At 67.6% G+C, this 22015-nt stretch carries 20 protein-coding genes; 9 read left to right on the top strand and 11 right to left on the bottom strand.

Going from position 1 to position 22015, the window contains the following annotated elements; genetic code table 11:
- Positions 1 to 265: 265 nt before the first annotated feature.
- From ABZ453_RS43725 to ABZ453_RS43745, 5 genes are all read left to right on the top strand, one after another.
- The gene (locus ABZ453_RS43725; RefSeq protein ID WP_359024457.1) at positions 266 to 2140 is read left to right on the top strand and encodes an AAA family ATPase; all 1875 of its coding nucleotides are present in this window, start codon (positions 266 to 268) and stop codon (positions 2138 to 2140) included.
- Positions 2141 to 2143: 3 nt separating this feature from the next.
- Positions 2144 to 4066, top strand: a complete 1923-nt coding sequence (locus ABZ453_RS43730; RefSeq protein WP_359024459.1) for a UvrD-helicase domain-containing protein — start codon at positions 2144 to 2146, stop codon at positions 4064 to 4066.
- A 451-nt stretch (positions 4067 to 4517) separates the two neighbouring features.
- The gene (locus ABZ453_RS43735) at positions 4518 to 4955 is read left to right on the top strand and encodes a hypothetical protein (protein WP_359024461.1); all 438 of its coding nucleotides are present in this window, start codon (positions 4518 to 4520) and stop codon (positions 4953 to 4955) included.
- Position 4956: 1 nt separating this feature from the next.
- On the top strand, positions 4957 to 7005 hold the full coding sequence (locus ABZ453_RS43740; RefSeq protein WP_359024463.1) for a hypothetical protein: 2049 nt from the start codon (positions 4957 to 4959) through the stop codon (positions 7003 to 7005).
- A 212-nt stretch (positions 7006 to 7217) separates the two neighbouring features.
- On the top strand, positions 7218 to 7772 hold the full coding sequence (locus tag ABZ453_RS43745; protein WP_359024465.1) for a hypothetical protein: 555 nt from the start codon (positions 7218 to 7220) through the stop codon (positions 7770 to 7772).
- A gap of 465 nt (positions 7773 to 8237) precedes the next feature.
- Here ABZ453_RS43745 and ABZ453_RS43750 read toward each other — a convergent pair whose 3' ends face one another.
- The 7 genes from ABZ453_RS43750 to ABZ453_RS43780 form a co-directional block, all read right to left on the bottom strand.
- A complete protein-coding gene (locus ABZ453_RS43750; protein WP_359024467.1) occupies positions 8238 to 8549 on the bottom strand; it encodes a hypothetical protein in 312 nt (103 codons plus the stop codon).
- A 122-nt stretch (positions 8550 to 8671) separates the two neighbouring features.
- On the bottom strand, positions 8672 to 9535 hold the full coding sequence (locus tag ABZ453_RS43755) for a hypothetical protein (protein WP_359024469.1): 864 nt from the start codon (positions 9533 to 9535) through the stop codon (positions 8672 to 8674).
- Positions 9532 to 10248: a ParA family protein gene (locus ABZ453_RS43760; RefSeq protein ID WP_359024471.1), complete on the bottom strand. Its 717-nt coding sequence runs from the start codon at positions 10246 to 10248 to the stop codon at positions 9532 to 9534. Before ABZ453_RS43760 ends, ABZ453_RS43755 begins: the two co-directional genes overlap by 4 nt.
- A 168-nt stretch (positions 10249 to 10416) precedes the next feature.
- Complete coding sequence (locus ABZ453_RS43765; protein WP_359024473.1) at positions 10417 to 10989, bottom strand: helix-turn-helix domain containing protein; 573 nt, start codon at positions 10987 to 10989, stop codon at positions 10417 to 10419.
- The gene (locus tag ABZ453_RS43770; RefSeq protein WP_359024475.1) at positions 10986 to 12314 is read right to left on the bottom strand and encodes a transcriptional regulator; all 1329 of its coding nucleotides are present in this window, start codon (positions 12312 to 12314) and stop codon (positions 10986 to 10988) included. Before ABZ453_RS43770 ends, ABZ453_RS43765 begins: the two co-directional genes overlap by 4 nt.
- 992 nt (positions 12315 to 13306) lie before the next feature.
- Positions 13307 to 14362, bottom strand: a complete 1056-nt coding sequence (locus tag ABZ453_RS43775; protein ID WP_359024477.1) for a tyrosine-type recombinase/integrase — start codon at positions 14360 to 14362, stop codon at positions 13307 to 13309.
- A 348-nt stretch (positions 14363 to 14710) separates the two neighbouring features.
- Positions 14711 to 14896 carry a DNA-binding protein gene (locus tag ABZ453_RS43780; RefSeq protein ID WP_133041342.1) on the bottom strand — a complete coding sequence of 62 codons (186 nt, stop codon included), beginning with the start codon at positions 14894 to 14896 and terminating at the stop codon, positions 14711 to 14713.
- Between the two features lie 471 nt (positions 14897 to 15367).
- On the opposite strand from ABZ453_RS43780, the gene ABZ453_RS43785 reads away from it, so the two are divergent.
- The 3 genes from ABZ453_RS43785 (at position 15368) to ABZ453_RS43795 (ending at position 18075) form a co-directional block, all read left to right on the top strand.
- Positions 15368 to 16036: a sigma-70 family RNA polymerase sigma factor gene (locus tag ABZ453_RS43785; protein WP_133041343.1), complete on the top strand. Its 669-nt coding sequence runs from the start codon at positions 15368 to 15370 to the stop codon at positions 16034 to 16036.
- A gap of 67 nt (positions 16037 to 16103) precedes the next feature.
- Entirely contained in the window at positions 16104 to 16406 is a 303-nt protein-coding gene (locus ABZ453_RS43790) for a hypothetical protein (protein ID WP_359024480.1), read from the top strand.
- 40 nt (positions 16407 to 16446) lie between these two features.
- Positions 16447 to 18075 (top strand): hypothetical protein, encoded by a 1629-nt coding sequence (locus ABZ453_RS43795; RefSeq protein ID WP_359024482.1) that lies wholly within the window; start codon positions 16447 to 16449, stop codon positions 18073 to 18075.
- 53 nt (positions 18076 to 18128) lie between these two features.
- Here ABZ453_RS43795 and ABZ453_RS43800 read toward each other — a convergent pair whose 3' ends face one another.
- The 4 genes from ABZ453_RS43800 to ABZ453_RS43815 all read right to left on the bottom strand — a co-directional run bounded on the left by ABZ453_RS43800 (position 18129) and on the right by ABZ453_RS43815 (position 20937).
- Positions 18129 to 18584: a single-stranded DNA-binding protein gene (locus ABZ453_RS43800; RefSeq protein WP_359024484.1), complete on the bottom strand. Its 456-nt coding sequence runs from the start codon at positions 18582 to 18584 to the stop codon at positions 18129 to 18131.
- A gap of 56 nt (positions 18585 to 18640) precedes the next feature.
- On the bottom strand, positions 18641 to 19558 hold the full coding sequence (locus ABZ453_RS43805; protein ID WP_359024486.1) for a peptidoglycan-binding protein: 918 nt from the start codon (positions 19556 to 19558) through the stop codon (positions 18641 to 18643).
- Positions 19559 to 19636: 78 nt separating this feature from the next.
- Positions 19637 to 20278, bottom strand: a complete 642-nt coding sequence (locus ABZ453_RS43810) for a hypothetical protein (RefSeq protein ID WP_359024488.1) — start codon at positions 20276 to 20278, stop codon at positions 19637 to 19639.
- A 20-nt stretch (positions 20279 to 20298) separates the two neighbouring features.
- Entirely contained in the window at positions 20299 to 20937 is a 639-nt protein-coding gene (locus tag ABZ453_RS43815; RefSeq protein WP_359024490.1) for a hypothetical protein, read from the bottom strand.
- A 428-nt stretch (positions 20938 to 21365) separates the two neighbouring features.
- On the opposite strand from ABZ453_RS43815, the gene ABZ453_RS43820 reads away from it, so the two are divergent.
- On the top strand, positions 21366 to 21968 hold the full coding sequence (locus ABZ453_RS43820) for a hypothetical protein (RefSeq protein WP_359024492.1): 603 nt from the start codon (positions 21366 to 21368) through the stop codon (positions 21966 to 21968).
- The last annotated feature ends 47 nt before the right edge of the window (positions 21969 to 22015 follow it).

The following is a 22015-nucleotide window of genomic DNA, read 5'->3' on the forward strand; positions in this document are numbered from 1 at the left end:
GTCGGGCTGGCCGTGGGCGCTCCCCCTCCGTCGCCTTTCAGGCACGCCCGGGTGACCTGGCAGACGAGCCCCGGCCCGGGAGGCGGCCGCCGCGATTCGGTGTGCCCATTTCCAGCAGTGGGGACGTATTTCATTCGCGGGGCGCAAGTGGAGGGTTCAATCGTATGATGCGTCAGAACCGCGTGCGGGTGGGGAACTTGAGGCGGTTGCAATCGCCTGTGTCGTCGAGGGCGCGGGCCTCAGGCTCTCGGGGGCGTCGTTGTACTTGGCTTGTCTGTACGCGGAGAATTTCCGGATCTTCGGTTCGCTGCCGCAGAAGGACGGCGACCCGGACGCCAGCCTGTGTCTGGAGTTCGGTCCCGCTACGAACGTCCTCGTCGGTGAGAACGACAGCGGTAAGACGGCCATCATCGATGCGATCCGCCTGTGCCTGCTGACGACGGCGGCTGACTTCTACCGGATCACGCGTGACGACTTCCACGTCGGACCGGGCGGCCGAGCCGGCGCCTTCAAGATCACTTGCGGTTTCAAGGATCTGACGACGGAAGAGCAAGGGGTCTTCCTGGAACTGCTCACCACCGACGACGACGGCGACGTCGCCCTTTATGTCACCGTCAAAGCGGAGCTGATGGAGCCGCTGCCTCCCCACAGGGTCTCAGTTACCACGCGTACCGGACGCGACGGGCAGGGACCCGCTCTGGACGGTGCTGCACGCGAACTGCTGAAGGCCACCTACCTGCGCCCGTTGCGGGATGCCGAGGCCGAACTGCGTTCCGGCCGGGGATCGCGGCTGTCGCAGATACTCGCCGGCTACCCGGCCATGCGCGCACAAGGCGAGGACGACTTCGACGAAGATAGCGACAGCGCCACCACCCTGGTCGGCATCCTGCGCCGCGCGGAACGCCACATCGGCGACAACGCGGCGGTGGCTGCGGCCCGGAAAGACATCAACACCGGCTACCTGAACAAGTTCTCCATCGGCTCCGACGTCCTGCGCGCCGAGATCGGCGTCGCCGGTGACGCCACTCTGGCCCGTGCGCTGGAGCGGCTTGAACTGACGCTGTTCGCGGGAACGGGGGAGTGGACCAGGCATGGTCTGGGCTACAACAACGCTCTGTTCATGGCTGCCGAACTGCTGCTGCTCGGCAACAGCGCCTTCGCCCCGCTGCTGCTGATCGAGGAACCCGAAGCCCACCTCCATCCGCAGTTGCAGACCCGCATCATGGACCTCCTGCGGGATCGTGCCGAGGCCGCCCAGACGGCGGGGACGCCGCCGGTCCAGGTCATCCTCACCACCCACAGCCCGAACCTGGCCTCGGCCATCCCAGTGGAACACCTCACGCTCGTCGCCCGCGGATCAGCCTTTCGCCTGGCCCCGGGACTGACCTGTCTGGACGAGGGCGACTATGCCTTCCTCACCCGCTTCCTCGACGTGACCAAGGCGAACCTGTTCTTCGCTCGCAGCGTCGCCATCGTCGAAGGCGACGCCGAAGCCATCCTCCTGCCCGCTCTCGCGCAGACTGTCGGCCGGTCGTTCAGCGAATGCGGCGTCAGTGTCGTCAATGTCGGCGGCGTCGGTCTCTTCCGCTACAGCCGGATCTTCCAGCGCGAGGGCGAGCAGATACCGGTCGCAGTTGCCTGCATCCGGGACCGGGACCTGGTGCCCGCCGGCACTTCGGAGGAGGTGCGCAAGCATCTGAAGTGCTCGGCGGAGATGACCGGGCAGCAGATCGCTGAGCATGTTGCAGCACTGAAGGAAAAGGACAGCGGCCACGTACGCACCTTCGTCTCCGACCACTGGACGTTGGAGTACGACCTGGCCGCAGCCTCCTGGACCATGGCGACCCTCATGCACCAGGCCGTCCGCGCTGCTGTCGCCTCCAAGACCACCTGGCCCACCGCGGACAGGCTCGCCGAACTGGACCGCCTGGCGCAGGAGGAGGTCAAGAAGTGGCGAGAGAGCAACGTCCCCCTGGAGAAGGCGGCCTTGGACATTTATGAGCCGCTGCGGATGGGCCGGGGCAACAAGCCGATCGCCGCCCAACACGCGGCCCGCCTCCTGCAGACCACCTCGGTGACCGATGGCGATCTGCCGCCCTACCTCGTGGCCGCCTTCACGTATCTGTGCAGCGAGGTCTGAGCAATGATGAACCTCTACGCCCCTGACGTCTTCATCAAGGACAAGGTCGAGGCACTCGCCCAGCAACTCGGCCTCGAACTGCCGCACCAGGAGCAGTGGGACTTCATCCAGAGCGCGGAATCCCTGGATTTGCAAGCAGCTCCCGGCTCGGGCAAGACCAGCCTGATCGGGCTCAAGCTCGCGCTCCTGAGCCAGGGATGGACCTCGCCCACGCGCGGCATCTGCGTCCTGTCCCACACCAACACGGCCAAGGACGAGATCACCAACCGCCTCACCGCCACACCGGCGGGACGCCGCCTGCTGCAGTACCCGCACTTCATCGGCACGATCCAGGCCTTCACCAACACCTTCCTCGCCCTGCCGGCCCTACGGTCCCGGGGCATCGAAGTCCAGACCGTAGACGACGACACGTATGCGGACGAGGCCCTCCGGCTGCTGGAACGCCATCCCCGTTTCCGGAAACTCAACACCGCACTCGGGCACCGCACGAACGGCCCCGCACTCGTCGCCGAGGCCCGCTACGTCTGCGACGCCGGAGACCTGATCGCGACGGGCCCTGATGGCACCCTTCCCTTCAAAGCATCCAGCGACAGTGGCCAACAATTCGCCGCGCTCAAAGAGGTGCTCACCGAGCGAGGCGTCTTTCGCTACCACGACATGTTCGCCCTCGCCGAGCACCACCTCTTTCATCACCCCCAGCTCGCGCTGGCTGTCGCCTACCGCTTTCCCTTCGTCCTGCTGGACGAAATGCAGGACACCAGCGACCTCCAGCAACGCCTGCTCGACAGGGCCTTCGCCTCGCCGGGCACGGTCGTCCAGCGTGTGGGTGACGTCAACCAGCGCATCTTCGCCGACGCACCGAATGCCGCACAGCCCTCGTCGTTTCCCTTGCCGCACGCCGCCCAACTCCCCGTCAGCCGCCGGTTCGGCAGCAAGATCGCAGCACTCGCCAGCGACCTCACAGTCCACCGCCGCCAATGCATCGACGGCGCCGGCCACGATGGGACCGTCGCCCTCCTGCTCTTCGACGACGACACCGTCGCCGAGGTTGTACCGGCCTTCGAACGGATGGCAGCGGCGACCGTCCCCCGCCAACTGCTGCTGGACAACCCGCCCCGTGTCCTGGGCGCCCGCCTCACGCGGGGAAGCGCCAAGGCCTTTCCACAATCCCTTTCCTGCTACGTACCCGGCTTCACCGCCACGCCGGTCCAGACAACGGGCAGTTTCATCACGACGGCACGTACCGCCCAGGCCCAAAGGCAATCCGGCGACAACCACGCAGCCGTCACGCTCCTATGGAACGCAATCCGTGACGTAGCCCGACTCGCCAGTTCCGGCGGCCTGCCCCCGCTGAGGCGACTGGACCGAGACCCGGCCACCGCCGGAGGCCGGGCACGCCTGCTCCTGCACGACATGCTGACGCACCCACTCGACAGCCACGTCGAATGGACTGTCCTCACCGCCCGTCTTCTGCGGCTGCTGCCCGACCTGACCCAGAGCCCCTTGAAGGGCGTCGCCCGTCTCATCGACCCCCTTGCCCACATCCCGTACGCCGCCCAGCCAACGCCCGTGCCCAATGCGTCGGCTGATGCGGACCAGGCAGTGGTGGCGTCGGTTGCGGGATCGATCCAGAGCGCCAAGGGCGAAACCCACGCGGCCACGCTCATCCTCGAATGCCTGGAACGCAGCGGCAAGAAGTACGACGTACACGAGGTCCTCGGACTCCTGAGCCGACAGCAGGATGCCTCCAAGGCCCTGGTCACGATCCAGCGCGCGGCACAACTCGTCTTCGTGGGCGCCACCCGCCCCACCCACCTACTCGCCTTCGCCGCGCACCACACACGAGCCGAACCGCACATCGAGGCGATGACGGCCCGCGGCTGGTCCGTCCACGACATCCACTCGCTCAAGGAGATGCCCATCTAGCCACAGGGGACTTGGGCGTATCCGCAAGGCGCGGGCGCCGGATCCTCCTCTGTGATGCGGGTGAACAGGGCGCCGCTGGGGACCCGGAGTTTTCGGAGCAGCAGAAGCACCTTGGGCGGCTTCAGCTCTCTCGTACACAAGGGTATGTAGAGGGATGAAGGGCTCATATAGGCGTAGTTCATCCTGTTCTGTATTTGCGCCATTCTTGTCGACTGCTGCGGCCCGGTGCGGCAATCCCGGCTGGCCTATGCATTTCGAACTGGTTAACGCTTGCTGGATGAGACCTGGGCCTGCTGGTGGACAGGCCAGCAGTATCCGGCCATTGGGTATGACACGGTGTTTGACCGTGCAAAGTCGGATTTCAGACGCTTACGCGAGCTTTGGTTGCTCTCGGTCCAGTACCTCTCGCACGCTGTCCCAGGCCTACTCCAGGCGTGAAGATCGGGGGACCATGAGTCAAGAGCTGGACGTGATGGTGTTGGCCACTCACGGGGCGCAGGTGCTCATCACAGAGATGCTCACCGGCGGCTGGCAGCTTCTGCGCGAGAAGATTGCGCGTTTCCTGCGCAGGGACGGCCAGGAAACGTCAAGCCGTCAGCTGGAGATGCTGGACGAGATCGAGCGAAGCCTGCCTGAGGCGTCCCAAGCAGACCGGGACGCGATCCAGCAACGTCTGGTACGGCAGTTTGCCGCCTACCTCGACCGCTTCCCCGAGATGGCCGACGAACTGCGCGAGCTGCTGCCGACCAAGGACGAAGCCTCTTCACCTCCGTCCACGATGGCCGCGTACAACAACACGAACAGCCAGATCCTGCAGTCCCTCGGCGACATCGATGCTGGAGACGGAGGCATCAACTACGGCGTTCCCTCACGGAAGGTGGAGCGCTGAGGTGACTGTTGCCGCTGCGAGCGCCGAGAGAAACGGTGGCGTGCCCGCTCACCAGCTCAGCGCCGCCGATATCTCGGACTCCGTCCTGTACATGGCCGGGCGGGACATCAACCTCCACACGCGTCAGACGCTAAGCACGGTCCCCGTGACCCGTGATGAGCTGGCAGCAGTCAGACGTGCCTGGGCGAAGCGTGACCGGCAGGGGGACCTCCTGACGACGCCTCCCGCGGTGCTGGAGTTCCTGAAGCAGCAGGAACCGGTCGTGGTGATTGCCGGACCACGCGGCATGGGCAAGACCGCTGCTGCGGTCAAGTCGCTCAGTGATTACGGCCGTGACCACGTCGGCGAGCAGGCGGAGGCGCCGTGGGTCCTGGAGCACGTCCTGCCGGACTGGGAGCAGCCAGGTGAGGGGCTCTTGCCGGCCAAGCGCCGCCGCGGCTACATCCTCGACGTCTCCGAGGAGATCGACGGGTGGGCCGACCCCGTGGCAGTGGCCAAGAAGATCGTCGGTCACGGAGACGCCTTGCTGAAAAAGGGCTCGCGCCTGATCGTCATCACCAGCCAGGACGGCTGGCCCGCCAGCCAGACTCCGGGGCTTGGCCGGATCGTTGTCCGTGCCACGGCCGCGCCGTCAGGCAGGGAGATCGTTCAGACCCATCTCGCCCGACTGTATCCGTCGGTGTCTGAGCGGGCCTGGCTGACGGCAAACGCTGACGACCAGGGCCACGTTCTGACCGACCTGTTGGGCGTCGACATGTATCCAAGCGACGCTGCGGCCCTGGCGTTGGAACTGAGCAGAATCGACGACTCTCCCCAAGCGGTGGAGACGGCGCGTGCCGCCGCCACACACTGGCGGGACGTCGTCAAGAAGGTGTTCACCGCCACCCGCGAGAACGCAGATGACCGTGCCTTGCTGCTGGCAGCCATCGCGCTCGAAGGCCTCGCGCCGCCCGACGTTCTCGCGGCCTCCCGCCTGCTGCTGAAGGAGAAGACCTCCAAGAGCGTCCGCCAGATCCTTACCGGACCCGACCTGGTGACACGCCTGGAGGAAGTCGAAGCACGTGTCGCTTCCGGCAAGGTCTCCTTCGCGCACAAGCCCGGATACCCCAACGCAGTTCTCGGCTATGTCTGGCGTCAACTGAGCGACGTGCAGAAACCTCTCCTGGCCTGGGTGAAGCTTCTCACCAAACACGGTGCACTCGGGTTCAGCCGGCTCTCCCAGATCGCTGACCTCCTCGTGCAACTCGCGACCGACGAACAGGATCTCGGCCCACTCGACGTCGCCCGTGCCTGGGCGACGTCCGGAGACCAGGCAGGCCGCGAGGCAGCGGCGTCGATGCTCGCCACGGCCGCGGCCGACCCCACCTTGGGGACCGTGACCCGCGCCAGACTACGAGACTGGGCCCAGCAGGATGTGGACCCGGCACGGGTTACGGCCGTGGTCTGCCAGGGCAGCTTCGCCACCATCTATCCCCGTCAGGCGCTCACATGCCTCCGCCACATCATGGGACGCCCCATCGTGGATGAAGCCGTCGCCGACGGTGAGAAGGCCCTGCGGGCCATGGCAGAGAACGATTCCCTGCTGCCACAGGTATGGGAGGCGATCACCGGCTGGATCGAAGGCAAAGCAAAGCCAGCCGGATGCCGGGCCTTCCTCGCGCTCCTCGACCCAAAGGCCGCACCGTCCACCGTCACCCTCCTGCTGAACGACGCCTTGGCGCACCCTGAGACCGCCGACGAACTGGTCACCGGCTGGTGCGCCTGCCTGGCGGATCCAGCCCTGGCCGATCGCTGCGAACGGCTGCTTGAGAAATGGGCCGAAGCAGTGGCCGACCACGATCTCGCTGACGACGCAGTCGTCCACGTTCTCGACCGAGTCGTCGATGAGCACATGGTCACCGGGCCGATGGCCGCATTCCTGCTCGGCAAGGAAGGCGTCGCCTACAACTTACCCGCCGTCATCGCCATGCGCGAACGACTCATGCTTCGCCGCCACGAACGACGACACCACACCCCGAACGCAGGAGACGAGGGGACTGCCGCACTATGACGTACCGATCGGCACGATCGCGGCGGCGTGCTCTCAGGCGCGGCATCACCGAGTTCCCAGCTGTTTTGTCCAGCCTGCAGCCAGGCATTCGCTTCACTACAACCATCACCGCTTTCCCCGAGGCCGGCCCATCCGGTGCCTACGACCCCGATGTACTCGCGGACCAAGTCCGCATCGCCCTGCGGGCAGCGGCAGCGGACACGGTACGGCACATGGACCCAAGGGACTTGCCGGCAGCCCAGGATGCATGTGCGCGAAGCCTGCGGCGCTCACGCCTCATCGACACAGAATCCGGTCTTGAGGTGAGAGCCGAGTGCCGTCTTACGCTCGCATCTGACGATGATGAGGCGGTCCGGGCACTGCTTGAGGCCAGCAGGAAGCAGAGCATTCAGGAAGCCCTGACACGCCAACGCAACCGGGCCCTTGTACGCGAGCTCGCGCACCCAGCGGGGGTCTTTGCCTGGTGGCTGCAGCAGGCAGCGCAGTCGGCGGCCGGACTGGCGGATCCCCCGAGCGACGAGTACCTGCGCCAGATAGCCGATCGCCTGCGGAACTACCCCCCTGACGATGAGGAGCCGTTCGAGGCCCAGGTGCTGGAAGTTCTGCGGGACTTCCTCACCACTTTCTCCCGCAACGAGCAGAAACGCATGTTGCTCAGCCTCCTCGCCGACGGCATGCGGGCCGCTCGGCAACCCGAACACGCTGTGGCCATCGAAGTCATCGCCGCTCAGAACGGAACGGGGTCACGCGGTCCCGGAAGCCCATGACCACGTTACTGAGGTGGATCCTGGCGCCCCTCACCAGCTGCAGTGCCCTCCGACTGATGTGGACGAGCCCTGACAAGCCGTCCTTCGACGTCGCTTGGCGGCAAGCACGTATCCGGCGGCACCCGGATGAGACCCCCTTCCGGCAACACGGTCACGGCATCCCCGGTACGCGGCGTCCCTCCGCGGCAGACGATCGGCGCACTCAGAGCAGGGACTGATGCCGTTCACGCAAGCGGCAATGAATAAGCCGCTGGCAGCCTCACCGCGTCGAGGTGCCCGAGGAGAGCCGCTCGTCGTCACATGGCCTACCCGTCATTGCTGGGAGCGGTCATCTTCGCAGGCAGCACACCTTGACGAATGCCCAATGTGACCCACGCAAGGCGCTTGCCGTCCAGTCGGCATCGTGACCGCAGCCGTGTCCAAGACATGCGCGCGACCAGGTCGCAGGAACGGCCGAGAAAGCCATCAGGAAGCGTCTTTCTCTCGTTGTTTGAGGTCGGGCGGGTAGCCCTTTGCGCGGAGCCAGGTGTCGAGGGCGAGAGCGACGATGTCTCCGTGCGGTACGCCGGTGTCGGCGTTGTAGCGGCGGATCCGGCGTTGGAGCTGGAGGGTTTCGGGGATGGCGTGGTTGAACTGTCCGCGTTTGGTGTGCCGGTTGCTGATGACGTCCAGGGTGTCCGGGTGCGGAGTGAGAACGTCATCGGTCTGCTGGGGCTCGGCGTCGAGTGCGTCGGCGATTTCACGTAGTCGGCGGGCGTAGAGGGAGTGATCAGGCACGAGAGCTGCTCCGGTCGGTCCGGATAGGCCGATAGCTATCCGCCTATTGGTCTATTGGAATAGTCGGCACGGGGCGGCCGCCCCCTTGTGTGAGGGTGGCCGCCCCGTGCCTTGCGGTCGGGTCAGAATCCGCGGGTGGTGAGCCACTCGTCCAGTGCGACCGAGACGATGTCGCCGATGGGCAGGTGGTCGAGTTCGTTGTCCAGGGCGAAGCGCTTAAGCCGCTTCTTCAGCTTCAGCGCCGCGGGGACCGACGAGTCGAGACTCTCGCGCGCGATGATGCGCTGGTTGAGAACGACGGCGGTCTCAGGAATGTCCTTGGGACGGCCAGATCCCTGAGCCCACGGTGTTCCTTCGCTGGGCGCTGCCTGCGATTGCACATCCTGTTCCTGGTGAGCCCGTGGAACATCGCTCCTCACCGGGAACCCGTTGCCACCTGCCGCCGGAGAATCTGCAGGGCGAAGCGCCACCTCGGCGCTCCAGGCTGCGCCAGGAGCCGCGGCCGTCCCGTGCTGCACAACGGGTGCGGCTGGCTGCGTGGGCCGGATGGCAGGTGCTGCGGGCTCGGCAGCGGGGGGAACAGGCGGTACCTCCCATTCCATCGACTGACCGGGGGATTCCGTCCCCGCCTCGGTGGCGGCGACGGCCGGGCGAGCTGGCTGACTGGCGGCCTGCTCCGGGACGGGGACGCTCGGTGCCTCAGCAGTCGGCGTGGCGGACGGCTGTGCCGCTTCGGGCATCGCTTCGGCCCGGCCCTGTGCCGACCTCTCGGGGTTGGGAACGGTGGAAGGAGCGGGCTGAACCTGCGGCTCGCGTGCAGCGGGACGGTCTTCACCCGGGGTAGCGGCCTGTTCGGCGGCGTACTGCTCGGGGGTGAGCTCGGCGGCCGGGGGCGGGGGCGGCGGGGTCGTCTTGCTGGCTCCGCCCAAGGTGCGTCCGCCGGTGCGGCGGGCCGGGGGCTTCGGCCTCTCGTTCTTCTCGGTCATGCCTGGGTCAGCTCCTTCATCAGGTTGGCGTACTCGCTCAGTTCGGTCGGGATCTCGCCGAAGGCCTCCATGTAGTGGACCCAGGAGTGGATGGTGGTGTCGGCGAGCGGGAACGGCTCGTCGCGGTCGGGGCCGATGCCCTCGCCCTGGGCGGGGTCGAGGAGCTGGTCCTTCGCTCGGCTGGGCAGGCTGGTGCGGTCGTCGGCCTTGACCATGACGACGTGGGCGGTGACGTCGTGGGTGTTGCGGGCGGCGGCGCGTTCGGCCTCGTCGAAGGTGGCGACGAGCTTGCGGCGCTCGATCTTGGTGGGGGCGACCGGGACGAGCAGCAGGTTGGCCTCGGTGACGGCCTCGTGGAAGATGCGGGCGCTGCCGCCGCCGGCGTCGACCACGATCGCGCCGAACTCGGCGCGCTTGGCACGGATGTACTCGGCGATGTCGTCGAACGGGTACCGCTCGACCACCAGGTTGGCCGGGATCTCGAAGCCGGCGGCCTGGGCGACCTTGAACCAGTCGTAGGCGGACTGACTGGTCGCGTCGGCGTCCAGCAGCAACGTGGGCAGGCCGAGGACGACGGCGTAGTAGAGGGCGATGAACCAGGCCGAGGTGGTCTTGCCGGTGCCGCCCTTGAGCATGCCGACGACGATGACGAAGGCGTCCCAGACGTGTTCTGTGGCCGCGGCCAGGGTCTTGTGGCGGGTGTTCTCGTTCACGTGTGCTTGATCTCCTGAAATTAAGGAAGGGGTGTTGTCTGGTTGCGCGCGTCGGGGAGCGGGCCGACGACGGGGGTGCCCGTGCTGTCTTGTGGCGGCCGGCATGGCGCACGGCCGCCTTCTTGATCTGCCAGGCAGGGCGGCGAACATCCGCGCGGACGAGGGAGCTCATGGCCGCTTCCTCGGGTCGTGGGTCGGTCCGTGCGTGTGTTGGGGCCGCATGCGCGTGCCTGCTTGGTGCAGGAGCCGATAGACGGTGGCGACGGAGTAGCTGTGCTCGCGCGCGAGTTCCGGCACCGTGGCTCCGGCCTCGTAACGGGACCGCAGGGACAGCGCGACCTTGTACCGGTCGGCGGCCCGGGCTGCCGCGCGCATCCGCAGGGTCTGCTGGGTGGTGCGCACGGTGCCGCCGGCCTCGATCAGCAGGCGCCGGGCACCGCGCCTCGTCTCTCCCGCCGCCGCGGCGAGTTCGGTGAGGGTTGCGCCTCGCTGCTCGTAGAGGGTGCGCAGATGGGCCGCGAGGCGCTTGCGGGCTTGTGGGTTCTGCCGCATCCGGCGGGTCTGCCAGGAGGTGCGCATGACGGTCCCGGCGTCGTGCAGCCGGTTGAGGACGGTGCCATACGACAGGCCGCTGGCGGTGACGAGCTCGTCGACCGTGGCGCCGGACTCGTACTGCTGGCGCAGGGCCTGGGGCGTCACCTCGTTGCTCGCGTCGGAGGTGATCGGGGGTTTTGGGTTCATGCGACGGACTCCCATTCGCTGAGGGCTTCGGCGTGGGCGGCGGCCAGCTCGTCATAACTGCGCTGGTCGGATGGGGTGATGAGGATCAGGCGGCCGTCGGTGGCGACCCGCCAGTCGGCGGCTGGACGACCGGTGAGCGGGTCGAGGACGCGCCCGTCCGGGGTGTGCCACGTCGCCGGGATCTCGTCGGGGCGAGGTGCTGGGACCAGGACCTGACGGCCGTCACGCACGAGCACCACGGCCCTGCTGCGGTGCTCCGCAAGCCGGTCCAGTGCCTGCTGGTAGGCTGCCCGTTCCGCCGTGTGCCGGGCCTTGCGTCGGGCCGCGATGCCCCAGGTGCCGTGTTGCTCGGCGATGTTGGCCCAGCCCTGTGCCGGCGTGTGGCCGTTGCCAGCGTCCGGGAGGCGGATACCGAAGCCCTCCAGCGCACGCGGTGTGAGGGTCCAGGTCTCTCCGGTGTGCTGGACGAGGCCGTGGTCGGCGAGGCGCCGCAGGGCCCGGTAGGTGGTGGCGCGAGAGACCGAGGACGTACCGACGAGCCCGCTGACGGTCTGGTGGGGGTGCTGGTGCAGGGCGCTGATGATCACGAGGGCGGCGCTGCCGAGGGCGTGGTGGGCGAAGGCGTCGTGGCCCATGAGATGGCCGAGGACGGTGGAGTCGATGTCGGCCGTCGTGGCCGTCTCAGGGGTGGTCCACTCCTCAAGTGCCGGGTCGGGGGGGAACTGAGTGGACCGGAAACGAGACAGCAGAGCGTGGTCGCCGTGACCGGGGATGGTGCCCTCGCCCAGGTACCAGGTGGAGCCCTCCCGGCCATGGCCCACCCGCAGACGCCGCAGCCAGCCCCGCGGGCGGAGGACCGTCTCGTAGACGAGCCGCAGTGTCGTACGGGAGACCCCGGCTTCCTCCGCGGTCTGCCGCTCACTGGCGTGGTGCAGGGGCCCGCCGGCGATCTCGGCGAAGTTCAGGTGCGCCCGCAGCACCCGCAGCGCGGTCCGTCCCCGCTCCCCGCGCCACGGCGTCGTCTCGATCCGGTCGCGCAGTGCGGCGAGGACTTCGTACGCCTCGTGCCGGGAGCCCAGTGCCGTGGTGGTGCTGATTGCGTCCGAGGCGCTGGCCCACACCCGGCGGATGTAGTCCAGGGCGCGCGACTGACCGGAACGCAGTGCGATGTTGCGGGTGTGCCGTCCGCCTTCGTGCTCGGGGTGCAGCAGGAGCTGCGTGAGCTGGTCGACGGTGCCGCCAGCACGGGCCACGTGGCAGGCGATGGCCGCGGTGATCCGATGCCCGTGCTCGGCCCCGCCCTGATGGTCACTGCGCAGGACCACGCTCCGGCGGTCGGAGCCGAGCCTGCTGTAGCTTCCCGCCGCGTAGCGGCCGGTGAGGTCTCCGAGCAGAACCAGGTCAGCCGCGGCCCGAGGCAGCCCATGAAGACCCAGTCGCTCGCTCGGGTGAATTGGACGTCGGGGTGAGTCCGTCTGGTGGGTGTGGTGTGGCACTGTGAGGTCGTCTCGCAAGGACGTGGACGCCACCCAGGCCCGCTAAAACCACGGGTGGTGTCCGGAACCGACCTCCAATCGGTGCCAGCGATGCCTCCAGGATTGCCGTCCTGGAGGCGTTCGTATGCCTGGCTCCGAAGCGGAGGCAGGCGTCCCCATCGCGGCTCGACCGAGAACGACTCGGAGTGCCGTCAGAGGAGTCCTGACCCGTTCGACACCGCTCTGACCTCGGCCGATTCGGGGCCAGACAGAGGGCGATTGCCTCTGACTGGCTCCGAGCAGCTCGGGTCGAACCCGGGTCGAATCAGAGCGGTTTCCTCTGACTGCCTCCGATCGCCTCTGCAACCCGTCCTAGCAGGTCACAACCGATACGGCTCACAAAAGCGCAGGTCAGAAGGGTGCTCAGGAATACCCGGCGTACAGCCCGACTCGTCTGCCGCTAATGGCCTCTGACCAGCGTTTTAGCTGGTCAGAGGCTCTTTTTCGTGGATTCAGGCCCTACGCTAGAACCCGTTCCGTACGGGTCCATACCGGGGTTCACGGCTACGTACGTAGCCATGAAAGTAGCCATGGCACGGGGGTCTACGAGCCTGCTTGATTAGGCCCTTCACCTGCGGCAGGACGCCGCTGTCCTGGGCCTTTGATGGGATGGAGCTTCCCGTCGGAACATCGCGCGGCGGGGCGTGATCAGGTTGTACCTCTCTGATTGCCCTGGATAGATCCGCGGTTCTGCGGGGCGCAAACGCGCCAGCGGGGCTGAGGCCGACATCGGCCTCAGCCCCGCTGAGGGTTCTGCGCTCGCGCCCGGAGAGGCGCTGAGGTCACGCCGCGACAGACTCGGCGGGCCGCGACGGCCGCGCCGTGAGGCCCGCGGCGATTGCGCCGTGCGTGTCCGCGTGGTCCCGCAGGAGGTGGCTGTACGTCCGGCGCAGCTCCTCGACGGAGTCGCCGACCCACGCCGCCACGGTGTGCTCCGGGATTCCGTTCTGAAGGCACGTGGAGATGAAGGTGTGCCGCAGGTCATGGAACGTGGGGAGCTTCCCCTCCTCGTCCTTGATCCCCAGCTTCCGCAGCGTGGGCTTCCACGCGTCGTCGTTGAAGTGGTTCCGGCAGATGAGGTTGTTGCGCGCGCTCCAGAACAGGGCACGTGCCGTGCCGCGCTTGCACTCGGTGAGCGTCTTCTTGTGCTCCCACAGGACGTTCTGGGTGACCCGCGGCGGCTGCCGCTCCATGAACTCCTCCAGGGCGTCCACCAGGTACGGCGGCATCGGGACGTCTTTGGTGTTCAGGCGCGGGCTCGTCTTGAGCCTGTCGACGAGCGTGGGGCTGTAGCGGGTCTCCTTGGTCCGGAGGATCTGCCGGCGCACGGTGAGCAGCTTGCTGTCCGTGTCGATGACGTCCTCGCACACGGCCAGGGCCTCTGCTTGGCGGAGTCCGCACGCGAACCCGAGCATGGGTATGAGGCGGTACCGCTTGGGAAACTCGTCGTAGATCGCCCAGCACTCGGCCGGGCTGAAGACGTAGGAGGTCGACTCGGCGACGTAGGGCCCGTCTACCTCGTACGTGGGGTTGGATGCGATCTTTCCGTTCTGGAGGGCATCCTTGAGGATCATCTTGAAGACCTTCCAGTGCCCCTCCGCGGTGGAGTTGGCGAGGTCTTTGTTGGCCTCCATCTCCTGTACCCACGCCTCGACTTGGGCCTTCCTGATGGTGCGAAGGCGCTTGCTTCCCCAGCGGGGGTTGAGGTGGACGCGGACGGCGGACTCGTAGCTGGCGACGCTGATCTCCTTGGCGCGTCGTCGGCCCAGCCAGTCGGCTGCCCACTGCTTGAAGGTGAGGTTCGTTTCGACGGGCTCGGGGGTTGCGCCGGGGGCCATTCCGTCGAGGATCGCTTGCGCTTGAGCCTGCGTCAGGCCGACTGATTCGGGGATCGTCGCGCGCGTGCGGCTGCCTTCGTCAGTCGTGCGGTTGTAGGACCAACTATGGCCGCACCCGCCCTTCTTCGGCCTGTTCTGGTCAGGGCAGTCGCACCTTTTGTAGACAGTGGGCTTGCGTGCCACGGGACGCCTTTCGCGATCTTGGTCGTTTCTCAGGTGACTCCCTGGCCAGGGGAGTTGGACTGTACGTAGGCGTAGCCATGGCAGGTCAAGTCGTTGCGTCAGAGGCTGTGTCGTCGGTGAGGGCCCTGTATTCGCAGCTATAACTCACGTGCCGGCGCCAGATCTTCATTCCGTGCGCGCGTCTAGCCATGCCTCGAAATCGCGTTCCCGTACGCGGAGAATTCGATCGCTGATGCGCACGACGGGGATGTCCCAAGTTCTGTAGTTGTCGAGCACCGTGCGCTTTGGGACTTCCATGCGCTCGGCAATCGTCTCGAAACTCAGCAATGTATTTGAACCGCCGCGAGCCATGGTCGTCCTTGTTCATCCGTAGGCGCCCCCGGGCGGACTGTTCCGGCCGGATGGAGCCGGTTGCGTTCAGTCCGGCACCGGTAAGTACGTGGATTACCGGAATCTGTTACACCTGTGGAGACGTACGGCGCCTGCAGGGGCCTGGCGCGGATCCGGGGCGCCCGTCGGGTCGGCCGTCGGCGACGAGACCGTTGGCGTCTGGGGTCGTCGTTTGGTGGCCGCGCGCGTGACGATCGACGCTGATCGAGCAGTGCGGGCGGGCGTGTGGTGCCAGGGGTCTGCCTGTGTGGCAGGTTAGTGAGTGGCGCGCGGTTTCGTAGGCCTGTTCGATGCGATCCGTAAAGGATTGGTTATGCTGCCTCAGCGCCGCATCGGAACGTGATCGTCCGTTGGTGGGGGAACTGGGAAGGTGGGCCCGAGTGCGGCGTCGTAGCTGATCACCACAGCACCGGCTTGGGGGGATAACACGCCGTGACCGACACTCTGGAGGCCCTGGTCGCACGCGCCGCAGCAGGCGGGGACGACGGGGCTGACGCCATTGGGGCGTTGTACGACGAACTGAATGACACCGTGTACCACTGGGTGCGGTTCTACATCCGGGACGGGCACTTCGCGGAAGACCTGTGTCAGGAAGTGTGGCTGAAGGTCGCTCAGAACATCGGCAAGTACCGCGCGGGGACGAGTCTGCTGGCTTGGCTGCGCACGATCACGAAGAACACCGCGCTTGATCACCTGCGCTCGGTGCAGCGGCGGCCCTCGGAAGTGCTGTACGCCGATCATCTTGAGCTCGACCGGCCGCGCTTTGACCAGAGCCCGGAGGAGCACGCTGAACGGCGGGCACTGGCTGAGGCCGTTGCCGCCCGCATGCAGAAGTTGCGTCCTGAGCAACGCGAGGTCCTGATCCTGCGGTTCTTCGACGGGCTGACCCCTGGCCAAACCGCGGAGATCATGGGGAAGAGCGACGGCGCGGTCCGTACCCTCACGGTACGAGCCCTACGCAAACTCGCCGAAGTCATGCCGGCCGGGCAGTCGTCTCCCCAGCTGATCGAGGAACTGCTGACGGCGGTAGCGGGCAGAAATAGGGTTGTCGGAACACGGGCAGAGACACGAGAGGCGAGGGCGCATGTCGCGACGCGCTGAGCAGAGCGAGCGCCTAGAGCGGGCGCTGGATGGCGGGCCCACCCCTCACGATGAGGAGACCCGCGAGATGTTGGCCGCCGCGGGTGCGCTGCGGCCCGGTTACCAACGCAGCCCTTCGCGGGTGCGCGATGCCAAGGAAGCGATGCTTCGCGAGTTCGCGCGCGTCCAGAACCCGCAGGAGGTGCGGGAGGACGCCGGATCGGGTGACGGCCTGGATGAGCCGGAGCTCCATCGTGAGGAGATCGAACTCCCCGATGGTGCTCAGCTCGTCCTCACCGACATCGAAGACATCACGCCTGAGCGTGCCGAGAAGACGGCCGCGCGTATCGCTCGGATCTTGAACACCAGGGAAAGGGACCGCCAGAGTTGAGCAGCGCAATGTCCGCGGGCCGCGGCAGCTGGGGTCAGTCGTGACCGAGTCGCAGCCTCGCGTCCGAATCCACATCCTGACCCCCGAGGACGAGGACGATGCAGAGCTCACCGACCTGGGCCTTGTCAACCTGGGGGGTGAACGCCTCCTGTTCTTGAAGCCCCAGAGCTTCGACTCAGCCGTACGGCAGGTGCGTTCTGCATTGCCTGATCTCCCACTGGAGCAGGTCGAACGCATGGTCCGTGAGCACCCGGAGTTCAAGGACTTCGGTGAACTGCTGGGAACCGTCAAGCCAGCTCCACCACTCGACATCACCCCCATGCCCGACGAGCCCCTCCTGCCCGGACGCCCGCGCGGCCGAGCGAGGCGGTGGGTAATCGCCGCGGCGTTGCTGCCTGCGCTTGCAGGGAGTTGGGCGCTGGGCTACCTCACCGCCGGCAGCCCAGCAGGAACCTCAGCGAGTGCACCGGACAAGAGCTCGTCGCCGAGTCCTTCCGGCGCCTCGGCCGGGCAGTCCTCGGCGAAGCCGTTCGTCGGCTCGGAGTTTCTGGACTTCTCCGAGGCTGGCCAGATCGACTGCGAGCCGATCGCCAATCTCGAAGCAGAGTGCACGGACGCTGACGGCATGGTGATGGCAAGCAAGGCGGCCATCGGACCGGACAGTACGATCTTCACCTTCTCGTACGGCTCAGAGCGCATAGGGCTGAGGATCTTCGCAGACAAGGACTATGCGAAGACGTGGGTCCGGCAGGACGGTACGACCGAGCTGTACCCCAATCTCTCCCGATCCGGCCGGTACGTGCTCTGGGGCACGGACAAGGGGCGGTTGTCGGAGTACACGGACTTGATCCAAGACACGGAAGCCAACTCGTCGGCGAAAGCGAACGTGTCGGGCTTGGCGGCGCCGCTCCCGCCTCGTCTGGCCGCGCTCACCCTAGGTACGTTGGGGCTGGACAGGCTGGACGTGGAGACCATCCTGCACTCGCCGCAGAGCGCTGCGGTCGACGAACCTGTTCTCCTGGCCGCGCAGTCTGTGCTCGGTGTCCAAATCGCCGCCCCGTGGTTCACGGGCGGCGACGACATCGTGGCGATCGCTGCTGGTCTCGATCAGCCGCCCGTGGTGTCCTTGCCTGTGCACACTGCGGACATGGAGCCCCCGGTTGTGCCTGTGGTGGACGGCTGCACTGCTTCCACACCGACAGCGAGCACGGAAGGGACGCAGCCGACTACGACGTCGCCAGCTCCCACGACCACCACCCCGTCGACGGAGCCGAGCACCCCGACAGACCCGACGGAGCCGTCCACCGGGGACACGACGCCGAGCGAGCCTCCCGCAGAGACGGCTCCCACGGCCCCGGAGCCGTCGGACCCTCCGGCTACCGACCCGGTGGAGGAGACGCCGGCTGCTCCCGTCGAGGAGACCCCGGCCCCGGCCGACGAGTCGCCGACCACCCCGGTCGAGGAAACCCCGGCGCCCGCGGAGACGCCGGCCGCTCCCGCCGAGGAGACGCCCGCGCCTGTCGAGGACACGCCCGCCCCGGTCGAAACGCCTGCAGAAGGCGCCGAGCCCCCCAGTCAGGCGGCAACTCCGCCGTCAGACACCACGGACCAGGTCGACGACGGAGACCTGCTCATCCTGGACTCCGCCTGGACCGTCGCCGCCGCCTGAACAACCCCGAGGGGCCCCGGACATCAGCCCGGGGCCCCTCGAGTGCGTAGCGGTCAGAACGGCGGATCTTCAGGCGCTGGTCCCGCCCACGGGTCATCGGCAGCGGGCCGCCCCTGCGCCGCGGCCGCCGGGCGCTGAGCGCCGCCCCCGCTCTTGGTGACCTTCGCGGTGGCGTTGCGCAGGCTCGCGCCGACCTCTTCGACGTCCAGCTCGAACACGGTGCGCTTGACGCCCTCACGGTCCTCGTAGGACCGCTGCTTGAGGCGCCCCTGGACGATGACGCGCATGCCGCGGGTGAGGGACTCGGCGACGTTCTCGGCCGCCTGCCGCCACACGGCGCAGGTCAGGAACAGGCTCTCGCCGTCCTTCCACTCGTTGGTCTGCCGGTCGAAGGTGCGGGGAGTCGAGGCGACGCGGAACTTGGCCACCGCGGCGCCGGAGGGAGTGAAGCGGAGTTCGGGGTCGTCGACCAGGTTGCCGATGACGGTGATGACGGTCTCGCCTGCCACTGACAGGGCCTTTGAGGGACGGGGCCGGCCCGCGGGTGCGGGCCGGCCGGGAATGGTCAGGAGAACAGGAGCTTCCAGGTCTTCGGTCCGGGGATCCCGTCGGCGTCGCCCGCCAGCTCCTTGTGGGCGAGCTGGAAGTCGCGGACGTTCAGCCGGTCCGCCTCGCCCCACTTCGGGCCGGGGCCGGAGGTGTAGTGCTTGCCGTAGCCCTTCCGGACGAGCTGCTGCCCGAGCAGGGTGATGGACGCGTTGGACTTGCCGGGCCCGAACTTGTCGGCGCCGGGGAACGGCGGCGCGGGCTTCGGGGTCGGCTTGGTGGTGGAGCCGCCGGTCGAACTGCCCTTGAGGGCCGCGGCCTTGCTCTTCGCCTTCGCCAGGAGCGTGGTGATGTCGATGTCACCTGGATCGCCGTGCACGTTCTCCGGGGGGTGCTGGTGGCCGCACACGCCCGAGAAGCCCCGCCACTCGGCGAAGGTCATGCGCGCCTTGCTGTTGCCGTACGAGGCCGGGTAGGGCAGCCACTCGCCGGGCGCCTTCAGCGGGACGCCGTTCTTGACGTTCTGCCAGGCCAGGAAGTCGGCGAGGTCGTCGAGCGCCCAGTCCGGGGCGTCCGGCCAGTAGATGTAGTGCACGCCCGCCTGCAGCTTGCCCCAGGTCTTTCGGTGCGCGGCGTCGCAGGTGCCGACGAGCTCGACCTGGACGACGTCGTCGGTGTTGGTCTCCACGCCGCCGGCCTTGTTGACCAGGGCACGCGCGGAGCGGTCGAACGCGTAGTGCTGGTACCAGTCCAGCCGCTTCTTGTCGAAGTTGGGCTTCGCCGTGATGTTCGGCGCGACAGCGCCCTTGGAGTAGTCGACGAGGGTGGTGCCCTCGGTGGTGTGCAGGAGGACCTTGTCGGGGTCCATCAGGTCGCCCTTGTAGCTCCCCGAGAAGTCGTACGCACGGCTGGCGCCCGGGTAGTAGGTGGTGGTCACGGTGCTTTCCTCCGTTGCTGTTGAGCAGGGAGGGAGCACCGTGCAGGGCCGTGGTGGTTAACGTCGCGTCGTGGAAATTCAGTCGATGACCTCGGCGTCGACGACACTGCCGTCCTCGAGTTCGGGCGGGAACTCGACGGCGAACAAGGTGCGGTCCAGGCGCTCGGCGAGCGCGGACAGGTCGACGGGCCCTTCCTCCTGGCCCGCAGGGACGTCGCCCAGGCCGGTGATCTCGACCGCGACGATGGCGTCCTTGCCGTAGTGCTCGCGGTGCTGCCGCTCGAGGTACCACGCATCGGCGCGCCAGTCGGGCGCGGTGCGGTCCTCCACGGTCTCCTCGACGATCTCGCCGGTCACGGAGTCGCGGAACTTGCGGGTGGTGACCTTGGTGACGATGCCGCCGTCGGCGACCCGGCGGATGTTCATCATGGCGCGCGCGGCCGCGGTGGCGCGGGCGGTGCGGACCTTCTCGTACAGGGCCGCGTACTCGTCCTCGTCCGGATCCGGATTCTCGCCTGCCTCGCGGGCCTCGACCTCGGCGCGGCCGCGGGCCATCCACGCCAGGAAGCTCGAGCGGGAGATCCCGGCCATCTCGGCGGCCAGCTCGACGGCGACGCCCGTACGCGAGGCACCGACGAGGCGCGCCTCGACCTCCTCGGAGAGCAGGCGTGGGCGACCGCTGCGGCTTTGTGGCCGGCGTGCCTTGCGTCGGGTGGACATGGTGTTCCTCGGAGGGCGGGTCAGCGGCTGGAGGTGAACGTGTGCCCGCAGGCCGGGCACGTCGTATGCGGGGCGCGGCCCTCGTCGTCGGGGCTGAGCTCATCGCCGCCGTGCTCCCCGTCGTCCGGCAGGTGGAGCAGCGGGGTCTTGTCCTCGCGGCCGCCGCCGGGAAGGGTCTCGGGGTCGACCTGGCCGAGTAGCTTGTCCATCTCGTCGTATGGGATGGCCAGGGAGTCGAACAGCTCCGCGTCGCCTGTCGCCAGGTCCTCGAGGACCTCGGCGAGCTCACGGGGATCCCATCCGCCCTCACCAGGAAGCCGGTTGAGCTTGATGGCCAGGGCCTCGGCCTCGGCGTCGTTCTTGGACGACCAACCGCGCAGGACGGGGATAAGCCAGCCGCCGTCCTCGTCGGTGACGATGCCGCTCGGCGTGCGCATGCCGCGGGACTGCATCTCGATCAGGGACTCACGGCGGCCGTGGCCGTGGAGGGTCTTCTGGGTCCGCTCGTCGACGACCGGTATCTCCACCAGGCCGTGCATGTCGATCGAGGCGATGATGAGCTCGAGTTCGTGCCGCTTCGGGTTACGGGGCGCCGGCGACAGGTCAGTGAGCGGCACGTAGGTGATGAAGCGCGGCGGGGCGGCGATCGTCTCGGTCACGGCTGGTGCGGTCCTCTCCCATGCGTCGGTGTCCGGCAGCGGGAGAGGGTTGCGAGCCCGCGGACTTCAACCGCGGCGCCCTGCCTCGCAAGCAGGGCATGCCGTCATGGCCGTCCCTCGCCCGCCGCCGGGCCGGTTCCGCCCTCGTTCCGGATGGGGCGGAGCCGGGGCCCCGCCGCGTTCGGTGACGTCGCCGAATGCTGCAGAGCCGCTCCGAAGGTATGAGGGCGCACCGTTAACGTCGCGCCCTCCACAAGTCATTTACCTGGGTGTACTATTCGGATCGGTTGGGAGAGCAACCCAGCTACCTGGGCCTAGGTGTAACAAGAATCGGCCGGCGACGTACCTCCATGCGACGCCCCGCGACACCCCGCCCGGGAGGACCAAACCCTGGGCCACGGCGTCCGGGGAAAGAGAGGAACGCCCAGATGTCGAACGACGTCGCCGACGACGACCAGGCCAAGGAGCACACCGGGCTCCCCCTGAAGTCCCTCGCGCTGGTCGGCGCGCTTGCTCGCGCCATCGAAGACCACCAGAAGGACGTCATCAAGCCGAAGAAGGACGCCCCGAAGGAGCCTCTCATCGAGGGCTTCGTGGAGAACCGGCAGTCGGACCTTGTCGTGGAGATACGCGGCGAGGAGGTGGGCCGCTACAAGGTCAACCTCACCAAGGACCGGTTCGAGATCGCCGATCAGAGCAAGTTCGACGCCTATGCGGAGGACAAGGGCGAGATCGACATCGTCATAACTGCCAAGCCGGCGTTCGTCGAGGCGTCCCTCAAGCACGCCCAGCGCGACCCGGAGACGGGCGTCATCTTCGACTCGCGGACCGGCGAGGTCATCCCGGGGCTCGAGTTCGTGCCGGGCGGGAAGCCCACCGGCACTGTCACCTTCACCTGGAAGAAGTACAAGGGGCAGCCGGTCGGCATGGGCGTGCTGCTGGCGGCGTACCGGCGTGGCGATCTCGACGAACTACTGCGGGAAACCCCGGAGTTGCTGCCCGCGAGGCAACCCGGCGCTAGCGACGAGTGACGACGGCCGCCCGGGTCCGGCCCACCGTGGCCGGGCCCCTCTCCCGA

The organism is Streptomyces sp. NPDC005799, assembly GCF_040630525.1.
In the GTDB taxonomy this organism is placed as follows: Bacteria; Actinomycetota; Actinomycetes; order Streptomycetales; family Streptomycetaceae; genus Streptomyces; species Streptomyces griseorubiginosus_B.